The sequence below is a fragment of the Chroococcidiopsis thermalis PCC 7203 genome (genome assembly GCF_000317125.1).
Classification (GTDB): domain Bacteria; phylum Cyanobacteriota; class Cyanobacteriia; order Cyanobacteriales; family Chroococcidiopsidaceae; genus Chroococcidiopsis; species Chroococcidiopsis thermalis.
The window spans coordinates 6,027,614-6,046,401 of the sequence record NC_019695.1; the positions used below are offsets into that span (position 1 = coordinate 6,027,614).

Sequence of the window (18,788 nt, forward strand, 5' to 3'; positions counted from 1 at the left end):
ACGGTTATTATTTTACGGAAACATTTGCTTCCACTTGACGCGACTCCCCACGATCGACTCTCGACTCTGGCACTTCTAGCAAAAATATGTACGATCTATAAAGACAACCATTCATAAATCTTCATATCCCCTCGTGATTACTCCGCAGCTAGCATCGACGGCATCTATCGAGAAACAGATTTGGCACTGGCAAGGCTATAAGATTCAATATACCGTTATGGGCGAGGGTAATCCCTTGATGCTCGTACATGGCTTCGGTGCTTCGATTGGTCACTGGCGCAAGAATATCCCTGCATTAGCGGCAGGGGGTTATCGAGTTTTTGCGATCGACTTACTCGGTTTTGGTGGTTCTGATAAGCCAGCTTTGAATTACACGATGGAAGTATGGCAAGAACTACTAAAAGATTTTTGGACGGAACACATTCAAAAGCCTACAGTATTTGTCGGTAACTCCATTGGGGCGCTGCTAAGCTTGATGACAGTTGCCAACCATCCAGAAATAGCTGCTGGGGGAATTTTAATTAACTGTGCGGGGGGGTTGTCTCACCGTCCCCACGAACTCAATCCACCTTTACGAGTGGTGATGTCGGCGTTTAATCGCTTGGTGCGTTCTCAAATTACAGGAAAAATCATTTTCAATCGGGTTCGCCAAAAACCCCAGATTCGCCGGACTTTACTTCAGGTTTACCGCAACCGAGAAGCCGTAACAGATGAACTCGTAGATATTTTACATGCGCCTTCCTGTGACCCGGGAGCGCAACAAGTATTTGCTTCTATTTTGGCTGCGCCTCCTGGTCCAACCATTGCAGAACTTTTACCGAATGTCCAGCATCCTCTCTTGGTGATTTGGGGTGCGGACGATCCTTGGACACCAATTACTGGTGCTAAGATTTTTCAACAAGTAAAGGAGAAGGGACACAATGTTGAGATTGTTCCCATTCCTAATGCTGGTCATTGTCCTCACGATGAAGTTCCAGAATTGGTCAACAAACAAATCTTAGAATGGCTTAATAGTTAACAGTTGACAGTTGACAGTTGATAGTTATCAGTGGCTGGTGGCTTGTGGCTAGACTGAAACAAGAATTTGGTTCTCCAAGCCAATTACCAACTACCCCTGACAAAAAACGATTTTTTGATTCAGGATTTGGTAGCAATACGGTTCAGATAAGACGATCCCCCCAACCCCCTTAATAAGGGGGCATTATTCCCCCTTTCTCAAGGGGGGCTAGGGGGGATCTTTGAGGATCTAATACTTTTAACTGAACTGTATTGTGTCATATTCGGAAATTTGACAGTGCATAAAATTGCGAAAAGATAGTAGAAATATTTTGTGAAATATCTCTACTATCTTTAGATCAAACCGACGATTTTTCTAGCATCAACTTAGAACGCTTCAGGGGTTCGGGTACGGCGACGGGATAATCGCCTGTGAAACAAGCCGAACAGAAACTATTAGGGTCTTCTCCTGTGGCTAACAGCATTCCTTCCCAACTGAGGTAGGCGAGGGAATCGACTTCAATTTGTTTGCCAATTTCTTCCACTGATTTAGTCGCAGCAATCAACTGGTCTTGATTATCCGTGTCAATGCCGTAGAAACAGGGATGAGTGACAGGAGGGGAGGAAATTCGCATATGCACTTCTGTTGCACCCGCCTCGCGTAGTGTCTTAACGAGTTTGCGGCTGGTCGTACCGCGTACGATAGAATCATCAACGATGATGACTCGTTTTCCAGCCAAGACATCTCTGAGGGGATTTAGTTTCATTTTGATGCCTGACTCGCGCATCATTTGAGTTGGTTGGATGAAGGTGCGCCCAACATAGCGGTTTTTAATTAACCCCTCGGCATAGGGAATCCCAGAGGCTTGAGAAAAGCCAATTGCGGCGGGAATACCGGAATCAGGTACGCCCATGACCATATCTGCTGCTACCAGCGATTCTTTTGCCAGTTGTCTGCCCAACCGCAAGCGATAGGTGTACAAGCTTTCGTTGTGCATGAGGCTATCTGGACGGGCAAAGTAAATCATCTCAAAGATGCATAGTTTGCGCTGAGGTTCTTGCGCCCAGTGATAGGAGGCTATGCCTGCCTCGGTAATCCATACCAGTTCGCCTGGTTCTACGTCTCGCAGGTATTCTGCACCAATAATATCTAAACCGCAGGTTTCAGAAGCTAGAACGTAGCGATGGGGATTGTTGCCCAACGTGCCAATGACAAGGGGACGAATGCCGTTCGGGTCGCGCACTCCCATCAACCCTGCTGGGGTTCCGACCACTAAACTAAAAGCGCCGTGGCAGCGTTTGCAAGCGGTAATTGCCCCATCTAACCAATCTTCGCCATCGTTAACTGCTTCGGCGATCGCAAAGGCGATCGCTTCTGAATCTGTCGTCGTGTTAAAGTTACACTGCCGCTGGAGTAATTCGTCTCGTAAAGCTTTAGTATTGACTAAATTTCCATTATGTGCTAAAGCAAAACTGCCTAAGCGAGTTTCGACCACCGCAGGCTGGGCGTTCACTACCCGACTAGAGCCAGTAGTAGAGTAACGGGTATGACCGACTGCCATCCTACCAGGCATTTGTTGCAAAATTGACTCGTTGAAGACTTGAGAAACCAGCCCCATTTCTTTGTGTAGGTGAATTGTCGTGCCGTCAAACGTAGCAATTCCGGCTGACTCTTGCCCTCGGTGTTGTAGGGCGTACAAACCGAAGTAAGTAAGTTTGGCAACGTCCTCTGCGGGTGCGTAAATGCCGAAAACGCCGCAAGCTTCTTCTTGCTTGTCAGAGGGTTCTGAAGGATGAAGCGATCGCATGTCCATACTGTGACTTACATCCTGCATACTTCCTGAAGTGGGCTGGTAGAAATCCATGCTACAGTGTTGCTCCTGAGCGGCGAGTTGACTTTGTGGAATTGACTTGGCGAACTAGATAATCCAAACTCATGAGTTTGAAAACATTAACTAATACTTAAAAAAATGTTAATCAAGATACATACAACAGTATCGTCATAAATTTTGTTAAGAGCAAGATTTTGGTCAATTATTTTTTTGTCACTTAGCTACGGCAGGGTAGCTGAGTCAGATAGCCGCCGTTCGATAGCGTTGAAAAAGCGATCGCGCATCATCTCAATCGTAGCGGTTATAATCGGCTGTCGGTCGGTTGTGAAAACCTGTAAATTTTGGGTGGGACTGCCGACATGACCGAGTTTTTGCCAGTTATCTCCGAGTTTCTCTGTCAAGTAAGATTCCCATGCTGGTTGATGTTGTGGTGAGACGGAAACCAAAATTCGCGCCCCACCTTCACCAAATAAAATTTCATCCCAGCGTTGCGGTAAATCGTCGGTTAACCCCAGGTTAATTTCAGCCCCCAATCCAGTACTGATGCAGGCTTCGGCAAGGGCGACTATCAATCCACCTTCAGCAACGTCGTGCGCTGATTTGACCCAACTTTGTTGAATGCCTTCTCGACAGGTAGCTTGGACGCGCCGTTCGAGGTCAAAGTTTACTTGGGGTGGCTTTCCGGCGACTATGCCGTGAATTATGGCAAGATATTCGGATGCACCCAGTGTGATTTTAGATTTCAGTGGAAGTCCCAGAAGATAGATGATATCTCCTTCAGTTTGCCAGCCTTGGATACAGGTTTTAGATAAGTCGGGAATTAAGCCTACCATCCCGACAACGGGAGTAGGGTAGATTGGTTGTGGCTTGCCTTCAGAGTCGAAGGTTTCGTTGTACAAAGAGACATTTCCGCCAGTCACGGGGGTTTGAAATTCTTGGCAGGCTTCTGCTAAACCGCGACAAGCTTCTGCAAGTTGCCAGTAACCGATGGGTTTTTCAGGGCTACCAAAATTGAGGTTATCTGTCACCGCAACTGGTTCCGCTCCCACACAGCTCAAATTACGGGCGGCTTCTGCAACAACTGCCTTTGCACCTTCATAAGGATCGAGGTAGACGTAGCGCGGGTTGCAATCGACTGTGGCAGCTACGCCTTTGGAGAATTCGGAATTCGGAGTTCGGAATTCGGAATTATTTTTGACTTTTAACTTTTGACTTTTGAATTCTTCTAATGGGCGCAATCTGACAACTGCGGCATCTGCACCACCGGGAAAGATGACTGTATTGTTTTGGACTTGGTGGTCGTATTGACGATAAACCCATCGCTTAGAGGCGATCGTTGGGGTATCGAGTAAAGTTAGTAATATCTGGTTCCAAGTTTGGTGCTGACCTTGGATGTTAATTCCAGCAATGGTACAGGTTGGTAGAGATTCAGCCTGCCACTCCCAAGCTTTACGGGCATATTCTGGTGGTTCGCTCAATATTTCTCGGTGGTAGAGGGGTGTGTTTTCTGCCAATGCGTTAGCAGGAATTTCAGCAGCTACCTTGCCCTTAAATAAAATTCTGACAATTGGCTCCTCAATTACCGTACCAGCCACGACAGCATGAAGTCCCCAACGGTGGAAAATATCGATTAATTCCTGTTCTCTACCCTTGTGGGCAACAAATAACATTCGTTCCTGAGATTCCGAGAGCAGATATTCATAGGGAACCATGCCCGTCTCGCGCACGGGAATTCGATCGAGGTCGAATTCAATGCCTACCCCGCCTTTAGCCGCCATTTCGGATGTCGAACAGGTAATCCCAGCTGCCCCCATATCTTGGGCTGCAACGACAATTCCAGTTTTAAATGCTTCTAAACAAGCTTCAATTAAAGATTTTTCTAAAAACGGATCGCCCACTTGCACGGCGGGACGGTCTTGTTCTGACTCTTCGCTCAATTCTGCACTGGCAAAACTCGCTCCTTTCATCCCATCGCGTCCGGTGGTGGAACCGACATATAAAACTGGGTTGCCAGTACCAGATGCTCCCGATTTGACAATTTCCGGCGTTTCCATCAATCCTAATGCCATGACATTGACTAAGGGATTACCAGAGTATGCCGGATCGAAATAGACTTCTCCCCCGACTGTGGGGACTCCCACACAGTTACCGTAATGAGAAATTCCTGCTATTACACCGTTGAATAGCTGTCTGGTACGAGCATCATCTAAGGAACCGAAACGCAAAGAGTTGAGCAAGGCAATGGGACGCGCCCCCATCGTAAAAATATCTCTTAGAATGCCTCCGACTCCAGTTGCAGCCCCTTGAAATGGTTCCACGGCTGAGGGGTGATTGTGCGATTCAATTTTAAAAGCCAGTTGCAGCCCGTCACCCAAATCGACAACACCTGCATTTTCACCTGGTCCTACCAGGATGCGTTTGCCAGTGGTAGGAAACTGTTTTAATAGCGGTCGAGAATTTTTGTAACAGCAATGTTCCGACCACATCACACCAAACATGCCTAACTCTGCTTTATTAGGGTGTCGTCCCAGTCTTCTGACAATTTCTTCGTATTCTTCCGGCTTAATGCCTTCAGCAGCGATTTCTTCAATGGAAAAAGGTGCAGCAGGAATGGCAGACATAAGGACGTTGCGCAAAGAGAACAGAAAATCATTCTATCTCTATCTCTATATTTGTTGATGGTTGATGGTTGATGGTTAACCGATCGCTGGTCACTGGTCACTGGTCACTGGTCACTGATTAATTGCCCGATCGCCTCTACTAATTCATCGGAAACGACTGGTTTGGCAAGATGAATTTGAAAACCTGCGGCGATCGCGCGATCGCGGTCTTGTTCTCTAGCATATGCTGTTAAGGCGATCGCGGGAATTTGTCCGCCTTGTTCTGGCGGTAATGCCCTGACTTTCTGGATAAATGTATAGCCGTCTGTGGCTGGCATCCCAATATCGCTCACTAAAATATCTGGTAGCGATTTTTCCAACGCTTCTAGTGCTGCTACTGCCGAATCAACTACGATTGACTGCGCCCCATATTCTTCTAGAGTCAGCGCTAAAAATTCTCGCGTATCGCGATCGTCTTCTACAACTAATACTCGGATGTTATTAAGTCGAGAGTCGGGAATCGGTAGGGGCGGGTTTCCAAACCCGCCCGTACGGGTGTGATTCATTCCGAATTCCGAATTCCGAATTCCGAATTCCGAATTCTCCAGCAGGGGTAACATAACTCTAAATGTTGCTCCCTGTCCGACTCCTAGACTTTCGGCGCAGACTGTTCCCCCATGCAGTTCTACCAAGTGACGTACTATTGCTAAACCCAGACCTAAACCGCCATAACTGCGAGTAATCGATGCATCTGCTTGGCGAAAATAATCGAATATATGGGGCAAAAATTCAGCACTAATACCAATTCCGTTATCTGTAACTGCGATTTGGGCGTAGTTAGTTGTTGGTTGTTGGTTGTCGATCGTAGACGCTAACGCTAAACTCTGTGAAGGTTGACAGTTGACGGTTGATAGTTGTTGCTTCTCTGCTCCTCTGCCCTCTTCCCCCTGCTCCCTGCACTCCCAGGTTCCCTGTTCCCTGATAGTTGTTGTGGGCGCTACTGTTGATAATTGCAATTTCACTTCTACACGCCCGCCGGATGGAGTGAATTTGATTGCATTGGAAAGGAGATTCCAAACAATCTGCTGCAACCGACTCGGATCTCCTAAGACGATTGGTAGTTGGTAGTTGGTAATTGGTAATTGGGAGTGGCTAGTGGCTAGTGGCTGGTGGCTAGAATTGCTTCCTTGTCCCCCTTGTCCCCCTTGTCCCCCTAATCCCCACTCCCTTCGGTCGCGGGGACCCCGAGTTACCCCTTGTCCCCCTTGTCCCCCTTGTCTCTCTTCTCGACTCCCGACTCCCGACTCCCGACTCCCTGCTCCCTCAAAAACTAGTTCGATGCACTTAGTTTGAGCTGAGAGATAAACGGTTTCTAAAGCACTGGTAATGACTGTTTCTAAATTGACAGGTTGAGGATTGAGGGTGAGTTTGCCGCGAATGATGCGCGAGATATCTAACAAGTCTTCAATTAACCGAGTCTGCAATTGGGCGTTGCGCTCGATCGTTTCCAGGGCGCGGTTGAAGATATCGGGACTGAATTTACGAGTCCGTAATAATTTCGCCCATCCCAGGATTGCATTGAGGGGCGATCGCAATTCGTGGGACAGTACGGCTAAAAACTCGTCTTTAACTTGATTTGCTCGTTTAAGTTCCTCGGCTTGCTGTTGCAGTTGAGCTTCTCGCGCTCGTAATGCTTGTTCTGCAAGTTTGGACTGGGTGATATCGCGGGTGATTGCTAGTAAGGTTTGCACCGAACCGTCTGGATTAAATTCTGGTACGACTCGCGTTTGGTAATAACGAATGCCATTGCCCGGTGCGGGAAAATCATATTCAAAAAAGTCTTCTTTTTGAGTTGCAAAGACTTGGCGCAAACTCGACTGCCAAAGCGTACAAATTTCTGGTGATACACCCACTTCAGCATGAGTTTTTCCGACATACATTTCAGGTGGCTTGCCTGTGGCTTGTTCGACTACCGGATTCACGTATAGGTGACGCAAATCTCGGTCAAATCGAGCAATAATATCGGGAGAATTTTCTACTAAAGCGCGAAATTCTTCTTCGCGAAGGCTGAGTTCTGCTTCGGCAACAACACGGGCGCGGCGTTCTGCTGCTTCGCGTAGCGATCGCTCTACGGCAGGAATCAGGCGCTCTAAGCGTTGTTTCAGTACGTAGTCAGTTGCACCCCCTTTGAGGGTTTCAATTGCCACTTCTTCGCCCATTGTGGCTGTCACGAAAATGAATGGCACGTCTGGGCAGAGCTGTCGAGCCATAACCAGGGCAGAAATGCCATCAAAACCAGGCAAGGAATAGTCAGACAGAATCAAGTCAAACCCACCCCGTTCGAGTGCCGCTTGAAACTCCGAACGAGTCTTTACTTGAATCAATTCGCACTCAATCTCGCTTTCTGCGAGTAACGCAGTAATCAGTTCTGCATCCAGTATGCTGTCTTCTAGAATCAGAAACTTGAGTGACATCATTCTATTCCTTGATTTGGTCGATCGCTACGAGCGCTAGACAGCGAGCCAGGTGGTGGCTCGTTAATAATTGCCCAAAACAGCCCTAAACCTTGAATCGCACCCACAAATTCATGAAAATCAATTGGTTTAACTACATAAGCGTTTGTACCTAATTCATAACAGCGAGTTAAATCTCGTTCTTCGCGGGAAGAAGTCAAAATCACTACAGGCACGGTTCTCAGATATCTATCTGCTTTCAATTGCCCTAGAACTTCTATCCCATCAACCTTTGGTAGTTTTAGATCGAGTAGCACCACAACGGGATTGCCTTCGCGACGCAATCGATACACGCCTCGGCGGTACAAATAATCTAAAGCTTCTTCGCCATCGCGGACAACGACGACTTCGTTACCTAAATGGTTTTCTGCTAGGGCAGTCAGGATTAACTCTACGTCGTTAATGCTGTCCTCCACCAGGAGAATGCGCTTTAATTCCATTGTTCGCTCTCTACTCTCCACCCCTCACTCCCAGTCTTGGTAACGAGAAGAAGAACGTTGCTCCTTTATCTATTTCTCCTTCTGCCCATACTCGCCCGCCATGACGGTGTATGATGCGCTGAACATTAGCTAATCCTACTCCCGTACCTTGAAAGTTGGGGTCGCTGTGCAGGCGTTGAAACACTCCAAACAATTTATTTACGTACTGCATATCAAAACCGATACCGTTGTCTCTTACGAAAAATACCACCTCCTGAGACTCTGATAAAATTTGACTCCCAATAGTAATTTCTGTCTGCGAGTTTAACTTAGTATATTTAAGCGCATTTTCAATCAGATTCCGCCATACTAACCGTAACATTGCCGGGTCGCCCTGAACGCTCAGTAAGGCTTTAATCTGCCAGGAAATTTGGCGTTTCTTAGTTTCTAACTCTAGTTCTTGCAATACCTCCTGCACCAGTAAATTCATATCAATATTGGTAAAGCGCATTTCCATGCGTCCCATGCGGGAGAAGGATAATAAGTCATCGATCAACTTGCCAGCTAGTTGAGTCGTGTCCACAATGATATTGAGGTAGCGCTGACTTGTCTCATCTAGCGTGGTGTTGGATTTAATGCGCTTTTGTAGCAGATCGACAAATCCGGCAATGTGACGCAATGGGGCGCGGAGATCGTGGGAGACTGAGTAGGAGAAAGATTCTAATTCTTGGTTAGCGGCTTCAAGTTGTGCCGTGCGCTGCCTGACTCTTTCTTCCAAAGTTGCATTCAGTTTATGCAGAACTTCTGCTTGTTTGCGCAGTTTGTGTTCTAAATGTTTGCGTTCGGTGACATCATGTCCCACTGCATATAACAGTTTTGATTCAACATCGGGTACAGAACTCCAAATCAGCCATTTGTAAGAACCATTTTTACATAAAAAACGATTTTCAAAGTTGATAGTAATAGCTCCAGTTGAGAGTTTTTCGACCTCAGCAAGAGTTTTTTCTCGGTCTTCTGGATGAATCAAATCTAGATATGGTGACTGAAGAATTTCTTTTTGAGTAAAGCCGAGAATGGTTTCAAAAGCCGGATTGATCCGCTTAAAATAACCATCTAACCCAGCGATACAAAGCATATCTAAGGAAAGTGTAAAAAAGCGATCGCGTTCGATTTCAGCATGTTTGCGATCGCTAATATCTAAAACAAATGCGACTGACTGTTCCCGATTTTCCCCCAGCAAGGCATAACCCAGCATCACAAAAACCCGCGTTCCATCTTGGCGAATATACTCTTTTTCATAGGGCGTACAAGTTCCCTTAGTTCGTGCCTCGGCAATTCTCTCAGCATCCAATGGTAAATATTCTGGGGGAGTCAGATCGTTCCAGCGCACTCTACCCGCCTCTAAATCGGCACGAGTGTAACCAATAATGTGCAAAAAGGCATCATTGGCATAATTTATTCCGCCATGAATGTCTCCGTATAAAATGCCGATGACATCTGATTCGACAAATAGTCGTAATCTAGCTTCACTCTGACGCAATGCATTTTCTGTCAACTTGCGATCGCTCACATCAGCTGCCATGCTGATAACCAATCGTCTACCATCTGCCAGACGACCCAAGGGAGCAGAACTAAAATCCCAAGTCCTCTTTTCTCCCTGCTTGGTAGTAATTGAGAATTCCCCTTCTTCTAGCCTTCTGTCTAGGCTGTATAAGCGCTCTATGCTTGCTTTAACTGTATCTTTCGCTTCTCCATAAGCTTTTTCCGCCCAAGCTGCAATTGTGGGAATTTCATCAGCAGTGTAACCCGATAATTCCGTCCAAGCTTGGCTAATTTGTACGACTTCGCCATCTTCGGCATGGATAACGATTGGAAATGGTGCATTGACAACAGCACGGCGAAAACGTTCTTCACTTTCACATAAAGCAATTTCAGCTTGTTTGCGTTCTGTCAAGTCGATAACAAAGCAAGCACTATAGCCGTTTTCTCCACCCTCAATTTGAGTAATACCAAGCAGAATCGGCACACGAATCCCGTCTTTACGAATATATTCTTTTTCAAACGGAGAACAAGCACCATATGCTTGAATTTCTGCGACTCTCTGTCGATCTAATGCTTCATACTCTGGTGGTGTCATGCGATTCCAATATAGCTTTCCTGCTTCCAACTCGGTACGGGTGTACCCCATCATGGAGAGAAAAGCGTCATTGGCTTCAAAAATTCGCCCACTAAAGTCACCAAAGTAGATGCCAATGATATTTGATTCTACTAGCCTTCTAAACTTGGCTTCACTCTCCTGTAAAGTGGCTATTGTGCGTTGACGATCGCGATCTATTCGGTTCAAAGATCTGGCATTGTGCCAAATTACACTGATATAAACCGCAATTAGCAATAATACCAGCAGCGCGATCGCGAAACCTGGATCGTAGAGTTTCCAGCGGTATCCCTGCAAAATCAGCCAACCCAAAATTATTGGAATTGCGATCGCGCTAGGAATCAGACGACGCGCAACTATGCCCCCATTCAATTCGCTTGTGACAACTGCCATAAAACCGCGATCGAGATCTACCAACAACGTACCTGCACCGAGCAAGAGAAAAATTATTGCCGTGTGCCAACTCATTGATGTGGAGTAGACAATAAACCGATAAAAAACTTCTACGCCATAGGCATATCCTATGAGAGCAAGTAAGGCAATTAAAATAACAGCAAGACTTAAAGCTTGAGCCAAGAAAATGCGATCCCCCCCTGCCCCCCTTAAAAAGGGGGGTGGAAAAGGTGGGTTTGTCTCCCTTGATAGCGGAGATTGAAGAGGTGGGTTTGTCTCTCCATGGTGACTTGCCCCCCTTTGTAAGGGGGGTTGGGGGGATCGAACAGGTGGATTTGTCTCCCCGGGAACGGAGGATTGACTTGCCCCCCTTTGTAAGGGCGGTTGGGGGAATCGAACAGCCAACAGCCACAGCGCCCCGCCTAGCAGCACAAAATTCAAAGCAGTATTATCTGCCATGCGACCAGGATAAGGATTTGCTGGAGACAACGGTAAATCTCGAACCAGCAACTCATCAATCCCCAAATTCCAATTAAATATGTATTGGCAAAGAGTGAGCAAACCAATTAAGGCGACAGCAGCAGCGCAAATTTTGGTAATTAGGGAGTCGGGAGTCGTTATTCTAGTAGGGGCGCACAGCTGTGCGCCCCTACCATTGCGAATAAACAAAGACACGCCAGCTAAAATAAAAGCCACGGCTGCATTCGCTTTTATCGTGGCTGTGCCTGGAATTACGCTTTTGAAAATAGCAATGTTAAATATCCAGCCAATCAGAGCCAGACAGCCAACACCAATTGCGATCGTGCTAGCAACTCTTACTAGTAATTGACTGTGACGCAAGTTAGCCATATGTTTCTGTCTCAGGTTGAAAGCGATCGCTTGCTATGCCAAAACAGTGTCACCATTCTACTGCTCACTCCAACGCCGACAGAAACATCGCTCCCTCTAAAACTTAACTTAAGGGAGACAGCCACTCTGAATAAATCTCTCCTACGATAGATATATTCAGTTGTCAGTTATCAGTTGTCAGTTATCAGTGAAGAAAGGGTGTGGGACGTGGGGTGTGGGAAATTTGTTGTTGGTTGTTGGTTGTTGGTTGTTAGTTATCGCTCCTCTGCTCCTAGTCTCCTCTGCTCCCTCAGCTCTCTTCTCCTTTGTCCCCCTTGTCCCCCTTCGCCCCCTAATCCCCACTCCCTCCGGTCGCGGGGTCCCCGAGTTCCCCCTTGTCCCCCTTGTCCCCCTTGTCTCCCTTGTCCTCTTCTTCCCGACTCCCGACTCCCGACTCGCTTTTCAATATTCCCACCTGACTCAACACGCGCATCGGTCCTAATTCTTTTAAGATTTGCATTTGTCGATCGTTACGCACAAACATTGTGCCAGCAAATCCCAAAGAGTTGATGGCAATCGACTCAAAGCTTTCTTGGGAACGGGGAATCAGCAGCATCCATTGGCGCGTTACGAGCAAGTTGTAAGCTCCTGCTTGGATGTTCTTCGAGCCGATGTCATGCTTTAGCCCCACTGCATTGAGCATTTGGTAGTAATAATTGAGCGTTACTGTGGCAGCTGCTTGAGGAGATTTTGTTTGAATTGGTTCTAGTTGTACGAAAGCATGGACAAAAGGCAAGCTGGGTAGAGTTTCGACTGTACCGCGATTAGTAGTTACCAACAAAGGTTCGAGGGGAATTTGAGGAAAATCTGCGGGTGTGAGTGGCAGGGGAACGATCTGCAAATGTTTGTGACGTTGGCTTGCGCCTGCTGTCTTGCCACCGTTATAGAATGTCAGTCCGTTAAATTCCGCCAGACATACCCACATCGCAGTAAAATCAGCGAGAGTTAGTAAGGCTTCTTGTTCTTCAAAGGCGCGGGTAATTAGCAACAGGTGACAATCGACGACATTGAATTTGTTTAACAAACAAACATGAGTTTCGGAGATGTCTGCTACGTATAAGTTTTTATCGTAGGGTAGAAAGGGATTAAAGTCTTTATCAGTCGTAGCATTTTGCCGATCCTGTTTTTGCTTTGCCTCGTCTTTGCGATTGAGATTGGTGGCTGTTCTGACCAGGAAACGCACGCCTTGCTGTTCTACAAACTGATATTCGGTGGGAATGGTGACTAGAGCCCCGCGTTCAAGGGCATGTTGGGTTATTGCGATCGCCCTATCCAGTAGCGTCCCAGGTTGTAGTATTATTCCGCGTGCATTCATGTCCTCTTGCATTATCAAATTTTGGATCGGCAGCGTAACTTTAGGGTTTGTCACCCTAGCTTTACCCAATAATGTACTCGATCGCCGCGCTCTAACACAAAATAACTCTTGTCGCATGATGGTACGCGATCGAGGTAGGCGATCGTACAGTCAGAGCAGTTTTCAATTGGGTAAAACACACGCTCTGTATGGGCGCACAGCCGTGCGTCCATACAAATGTCACTCACAGACAGCAATTAACTATACCGAACGTACTCGTCGCTAATCTTGAAGTAGGACGCATTCAGATTTATAGAATCGGGTGAAATACCCTGCAAGATCGCAATCAGATTTGGTTGGGTTTCTCCTACATTATTTGCATAGATTGCCGTGCCTGCTGGCAAGCCTTCCGGTGCTGCGCCCAAACTGTATTCAATTATGTACTGAGATTCAGTTACAGGGCGGTTGGTTTTTGCCAAAAAGATTGTATCTTCATACTTATTGAAGTCAGTTATCAAAGCGTAGCTATCCCCTGCTTCATAGTAAGTTCCTGAACCAGGTCTTCCGCCACTACCTGCAAGGACAAATGTATCTTTTCCCGATCCTCCTGTTAAAACATCTTTCTCTGAATCGCCACGGCTGGAATCAACAGTACCGCGTAACCATCCACCACCAGCACCAATCAAGAGATCGTCCCCAGATCCTCCATCTAAAACATCACTCCCGAACTCGCCAACTAATATATCTTTGCCATTACCTCCATATATGCGATCGTTGTCGTCTTTTCTCACACCATAATCAGGACCAGAAATGACTCCATAGCCATCGCCAGCCAGGAGATCGTCGCCATCATCGCCATAAATCGAATCGTTACCATAGCGACCGTAAATCGAATCGTCACCAGCACCGCCATAGATGCGATCGCTATCACCAGTTCTGATTCGATAATCGTCGAGATCTCCTACTATTACATCGTCGCCTTGACCACCATAGATGACATCTTCACCAAATCCACCTTCTATATAGTCATTGCCGTTGCCTCCTTGTAAGGTGTCGTTTCCGTCGCCACCGTATAGCTTGTCATTGCCACTGCCACCGTACAACGTGTCATTACCGCTGCCACCCCCCAGAGAATCGTTATCTTCGTCACCACATAAGGTATCGTTACCATCTCCACCACTTAGAGAGTCGTCACCTGCACCACCATAGAGGCGATCGTCCCCACCTAAACCGGATATTGTGTCTTTTCCAGCTTTGCCATAGATTCTGTCGTTGCTGTCCGTACCAGTTAAGGTATCGTCTAAGTTCGTACCAAAGATATTTGCCATGTCATAAGCCTTTAATCTTAATTAGTCTACGTAGCAATCAAAAAAACTAGCACTTAGGAAATCTGGAAATAAGACCCGCTTAAACTTACAGAGTCGGGAGAAACACCTTGCAAGATCGCAATGAGATCTGGTTGCGCTCCTAAGTTGTTCGCATATATTCCCGTTCCCTGCGGTAAACCTTCCGGTACTGCACCCAGACTGTATTCGATTGTGACTGGGGGATAGACTACGGGACTGCTCTCAGTTTTGGCTAGCGAGATGACATCTTCGTTCTTGTTGAAGTCGGTAATGAGAGCGTAGTCACCATTGCCATTACCTATGTAAGAAGGTCCTACACCAGACCGTCCAGAGCCTCCCGTAAGGATAAATGAATCTTTTCCCGCTCCACCTGTCAGAGTATCAATTTCACCTCTGCCACGACTGACATCACCATCCCAGTGAAATACTCTTCCTCCAGCACCATCGATGTAGTCGTCTCCAGCGCCTCCATTTAAAGAGTCGTTACCGAACTCTCCAACTAAGGTGTCTTTGCCTTTACCACCATACAAGCGGTCGTTATCATTGCTGCTATTACCGATGAGTCCACCGCTGATGATGTCGTCGCCATCCTCACCATAAATTTCGTCGCTTCCAGCACCACCAGCAATGCGATCGCTTCCAGCACCACCATAGAGGCGATCGTTGCCTACCTCACTGTAGTAATCGCCATAAATTTCGTCGTTACCAGCACCACCATAGAGGCGATCGCTCCCAGCACCACCATAGAGGCGATCGCTACCGTTACCACCATACAAGGTGTCATTTCCGTCTTCACCTTTGAGGGTGTCTGCACCATGACTACCATCTAAAATGTCATCACCTAAACCGCCAGATAAAGTATCGTTTCCAGCTTTGCCATAAATTTTGTCGTTGCCATCCGTACCAGTTAAGGTATCGTCTAAGTTCGTACCAAAGATATTTGCCATGTCGAGCAACCTTGAATTCTAAGAATTCTAATTAGTTTATGTAGATGTTTTTACCCTGCGATCGCCTTTCAAATTGCCACAACAAAACTATCCAAATAGTGTTTGGCTTTCAATGAATTAAAGCGTTAAATATATGCCCAGCCAAAAACTAGTAAGCGATCGACTTACTAAAGTTGATTGATGCAATCCTCGATAAATTATCGCGCTTTGTCTTTACTTACAAGTAACACAGTCGATCTACAAAAAAACTGGATATTTTGCAAGTTAAACTGATGCGGTAATACTGACAATATAATGCTGTTTCTACGTTATGTCATCTCATTTATCATATTTTTTTAACAAATGTTTTTGTCCATTTTTCTCTATTTGAATAAGCTAAAAAAGCCTAGTCATTAACTAAGATAGAACGTATCAATTTTAGCTGTAAACTTTCCGTGGTAGCTGTTAATAGTTGATAGTTGATGGTTGATAGCACTGAATAACGTACATCGAAGAACCATTTCTCAATAGCCAAAGTGACAAGCTTATGACTTAGATAGAATTCGCTACAGCACGAATAGAGTTAAATCAAGTGGAAATACTGAGACATAAATAAAACGTTAGTTTATCTACTAAAATTAGAGCGGATCGATCGCGTGAATGCTACACAAAATTACCGAGTTTTTTTAACTCAGTGCGCCGCGATATAGATAGGCGATCGCAATTTTGGCAAGTCAGCGATCGCCTTGTTCAGTTAAGCTTGAGTAAGGCAAAACTGATTATTAAGAATACCGAATATACTGGAAGTAGGATGCATTCAAATCAAGCGTGTCGGGAGAAACACCTTGTAAGATGGCAATTAGATCTGGTGCTGCACTCGTATTGTTAGCAAATTGAGCGTAAATTCCCGTTCCCGATGGCAAACCATCAGGCGATGCACCCAAACTATAGGTGACATCTGTAAACAGAAATGATGGTCCAGAGATATCATTGCTACTGAGTGTAATGACATCTTCATTCAAATTAAAGTCAGTAATTAAGGCATAGTCGTTGTTGCCATAGCGATAGGAAACACCTCGACCATCGCGTCCAGCACCACTGGATTCAAGTCTAAACTTATCTTTTCCGGCTCCACCTGTAAGGGTATCAATTTCGTTAGATCCGCGACTGGCACTACTAAATAGCTCTAGTCCAAAACCACCCGCACCATTAATGATGTCATCTCCAGCTCCACCATTGACAACATCGTTACCAAACGAACCTTCTAAATCATCGTTCCCATAGCCGCCGTATAAGCGATCGTTACCGACATAACCGTTGAGAAAGTCATTACCTGCATCGCCGTACAAGGTATCGTTATCGTTACCCCCGTACAAGGTATCGTTACCGCTACCCCCGTACAAGGTATCATCACCTGCATCGCCATTCAAAAAATCGTTATTTTCATTGCCATATAAGGTGTCTTTGCCATCTCCACCCAACAGGCGATCGTCACCTACTCCACCATAAAGGAGATCGTTGCCTTTATTCCCGTTAAGGTTGTCATTTCCGGCTTTGCCATAGATTCTGTCGTTGCCGTCTCCACCAGTTAAGGAATCGTCTAAATCTGTACCAAATATTACGGACATGATGTCAATCCCTCACTCAAAATAGTCGTAAATCGTAAAAAGTTAGTCTTGGTGTGTCTCAATTGCCAGCACAAACTTGTCATCCATAAACCATAGGAATGACTGAGTTTTGCTGGCTATTTCATGCGGGTAGGATACAAAGCCAGTTTTTATATTTCCCGAACCAACCCACTCAGTTTACATATTCTTTATATTTTGCGATCGCTATCTTTATATATTTGGGATTTTCAGAAACAATATTCGTATCTAACGTGTTTGTGCCTTAGATATCTGTATTTCAAGCCCTTGTTTTATGTATAAAACAAAACACAGTAAACTTATGTTTTTTAAATTTGACTATAAAAAAAGTGAGTGCGATCGCAACTTTGGAAAAAATAAATATGTATAAACACGAGTAAATAGACAATTATTTAACCTTAATAAGGCTACAATCTATAGCCAACCTTTTTTTGCCAAGCCAAGTACCATTTTTTGTAAAAAATATCGCTCTACATGCATAAATCAATAGAGGAAACAGATTCCCCAATTTTTCTTAATCGTCTTACTTAAATTCAAAAAAGTGTATTTTGATACTTGGGAGAACAATCTTGACTTTCCCGTACACCTAATGTTTCCGTAGGATAGATAAAAGATTCACCTACAACGACAAGACTATCTGTGGCTAATCAAGAAGAAACTGCCCTACCTCTAGCGCAAACACCCCTCTATCACCTCGCTTTAGAGCTGAAGGCAAGGTTAACGAGTTTTGGTGGCTGGGAAATGCCCGTGCAGTTTGTTGGGATCGGACAAGAACATGCTGCGGTCAGGACAACGGCGGGGATGTTTGATATATCTCACATGGGTAAATTCGTCCTACGGGGAAAACAGCTAGTCGCTCAACTGCAAAACTTAGTCCCCTCCGATTTGAGTCGGTTGCGATCGGGAGAAGCACAGTACACGGTGCTATTAAATCCGCAAGCCGGAATTATCGATGACATCATCTTCTACTACCAAGGGGAAGATAATGACACGCAGCAAGGAGTATTGATCGTCAATGCGGCAACCACCAGTAAAGATAAAAAATGGTTGTTGCAACACCTCGACCCAGAGCAGGTAGAACTACAAGACATTTCACGCCAGAAAATCTTAATTGCGGTGCAAGGACCGCAAGCCGTGGCGCATTTGCAAAACTTGGTAGAAGCAGACTTATCTCAAGTCAAAGCCTTCGGGCATTTAGAAACAAAGATACTAGGAGAACCGAGTTTTATGGCTCGGACTGGTTATACAGGGGAGGATGGATTTGAAGTGATGTTAGAACCAGAAGCAGGCGTGAAGGTGTGGCGATCGCTCGCTCAAGCCGGAGTCATTCCCTGTGGACTAGGGGCGAGAGACACCCTGCGATTAGAGGCAGCTATGGCACTTTACGGGCAAGATATTGACGATAACACCACTCCCTTAGAAGCAGGCTTAGGCTGGCTCGTCCACCTCGACACCAAAGGCGACTTTATCGGGCGCGATATCCTAGAGCAACAGAAAACAAACGGAGTTTCACGACGATTAGTAGGGTTGCAAATGCCAGGGCGACACATTGCCCGCCACGGATACCAAGTCTTATCTGAAGGTAAAGTCGTAGGAGAGATTACCAGCGGCACTTTGTCCCCTACTTTAGGCTACCCGATCGCCCTTGCTTACGTTCCTACACCCCTCAGCCAGCCAGGGCAAACCTTAGACGTAGAAATCAGAGGTAAGACCTATCCAGCGGTAGTTGTGAAAAAACCCTTCTATCGGGCTAAGAATCGTCTGGGGAAATAAATATTTG

General features: G+C 45.9%; 13 protein-coding genes. 3 read left to right on the forward strand and 10 right to left on the reverse strand.

The window, feature by feature from the left end:
• Nucleotides 1-133: 133 nt before the first annotated feature.
• Nucleotides 134-1,018 carry an alpha/beta fold hydrolase gene (locus CHRO_RS26275; RefSeq protein WP_015157267.1) on the forward strand — a complete coding sequence of 295 codons (885 nt, stop codon included), beginning with the start codon at nt 134-136 and terminating at the stop codon, nt 1,016-1,018.
• Between the two features lie 337 nt (nt 1,019-1,355).
• On the opposite strand, the gene purF is transcribed toward CHRO_RS26275, so the two are convergent.
• The 7 genes from purF to CHRO_RS26305 form a co-directional block, all read right to left on the reverse strand.
• The gene (gene purF, locus CHRO_RS26280; protein ID WP_041463552.1) at nt 1,356-2,831 is read right to left on the reverse strand and encodes an amidophosphoribosyltransferase; all 1,476 of its coding nucleotides are present in this window, start codon (nt 2,829-2,831) and stop codon (nt 1,356-1,358) included.
• 218 nt (nt 2,832-3,049) lie between these two features.
• Complete coding sequence (gene purL, locus CHRO_RS26285; protein WP_015157269.1) at nt 3,050-5,449, reverse strand: phosphoribosylformylglycinamidine synthase subunit PurL; 2,400 nt, start codon at nt 5,447-5,449, stop codon at nt 3,050-3,052.
• 104 nt (nt 5,450-5,553) lie between these two features.
• Nucleotides 5,554-7,905, reverse strand: coding sequence for a hybrid sensor histidine kinase/response regulator (locus CHRO_RS34625; RefSeq protein WP_015157270.1), 2,352 nt, complete (start codon nt 7,903-7,905; stop codon nt 5,554-5,556).
• Nucleotides 7,902-8,381, reverse strand: coding sequence for a response regulator (locus tag CHRO_RS26295; RefSeq protein WP_015157271.1), 480 nt, complete (start codon nt 8,379-8,381; stop codon nt 7,902-7,904). The genes CHRO_RS34625 and CHRO_RS26295 overlap by 4 nt, the downstream gene beginning before the upstream one ends.
• Before the next feature lie 10 nt (nt 8,382-8,391).
• Entirely contained in the window at nt 8,392-11,757 is a 3,366-nt protein-coding gene (locus CHRO_RS30070) for a PAS domain-containing sensor histidine kinase (protein ID WP_015157272.1), read from the reverse strand.
• 177 nt (nt 11,758-11,934) lie between these two features.
• Entirely contained in the window at nt 11,935-12,099 is a 165-nt protein-coding gene (locus CHRO_RS32975; protein ID WP_181824245.1) for a hypothetical protein, read from the reverse strand.
• Complete coding sequence (locus tag CHRO_RS26305) at nt 12,089-13,111, reverse strand: ATP adenylyltransferase family protein (protein WP_181824246.1); 1,023 nt, start codon at nt 13,109-13,111, stop codon at nt 12,089-12,091. The genes CHRO_RS32975 and CHRO_RS26305 overlap by 11 nt, the downstream gene beginning before the upstream one ends.
• On the opposite strand from CHRO_RS26305, the gene CHRO_RS32980 reads away from it, so the two are divergent.
• The gene (locus CHRO_RS32980; RefSeq protein ID WP_127022688.1) at nt 13,110-13,376 is read left to right on the forward strand and encodes a hypothetical protein; all 267 of its coding nucleotides are present in this window, start codon (nt 13,110-13,112) and stop codon (nt 13,374-13,376) included. The genes CHRO_RS26305 and CHRO_RS32980 overlap by 2 nt on opposite strands.
• Here the strand turns inward: CHRO_RS32980 and CHRO_RS34630 are convergent.
• From CHRO_RS34630 to CHRO_RS26320, 3 genes are all read right to left on the reverse strand, one after another.
• Complete coding sequence (locus CHRO_RS34630) at nt 13,348-14,418, reverse strand: calcium-binding protein (protein WP_015157274.1); 1,071 nt, start codon at nt 14,416-14,418, stop codon at nt 13,348-13,350. The two genes, CHRO_RS32980 and CHRO_RS34630, sit on opposite strands and share 29 nt — an antisense overlap.
• A gap of 53 nt (nt 14,419-14,471) precedes the next feature.
• The gene (locus CHRO_RS26315) at nt 14,472-15,383 is read right to left on the reverse strand and encodes a calcium-binding protein (RefSeq protein ID WP_015157275.1); all 912 of its coding nucleotides are present in this window, start codon (nt 15,381-15,383) and stop codon (nt 14,472-14,474) included.
• Between the two features lie 761 nt (nt 15,384-16,144).
• Nucleotides 16,145-16,990 carry a calcium-binding protein gene (locus tag CHRO_RS26320; RefSeq protein WP_015157276.1) on the reverse strand — a complete coding sequence of 282 codons (846 nt, stop codon included), beginning with the start codon at nt 16,988-16,990 and terminating at the stop codon, nt 16,145-16,147.
• Between the two features lie 657 nt (nt 16,991-17,647).
• Here CHRO_RS26320 and gcvT point away from each other — a divergent pair.
• Complete coding sequence (gene gcvT, locus CHRO_RS26325; RefSeq protein WP_015157277.1) at nt 17,648-18,781, forward strand: glycine cleavage system aminomethyltransferase GcvT; 1,134 nt, start codon at nt 17,648-17,650, stop codon at nt 18,779-18,781.
• Nucleotides 18,782-18,788: the final 7 nt, after the last annotated feature.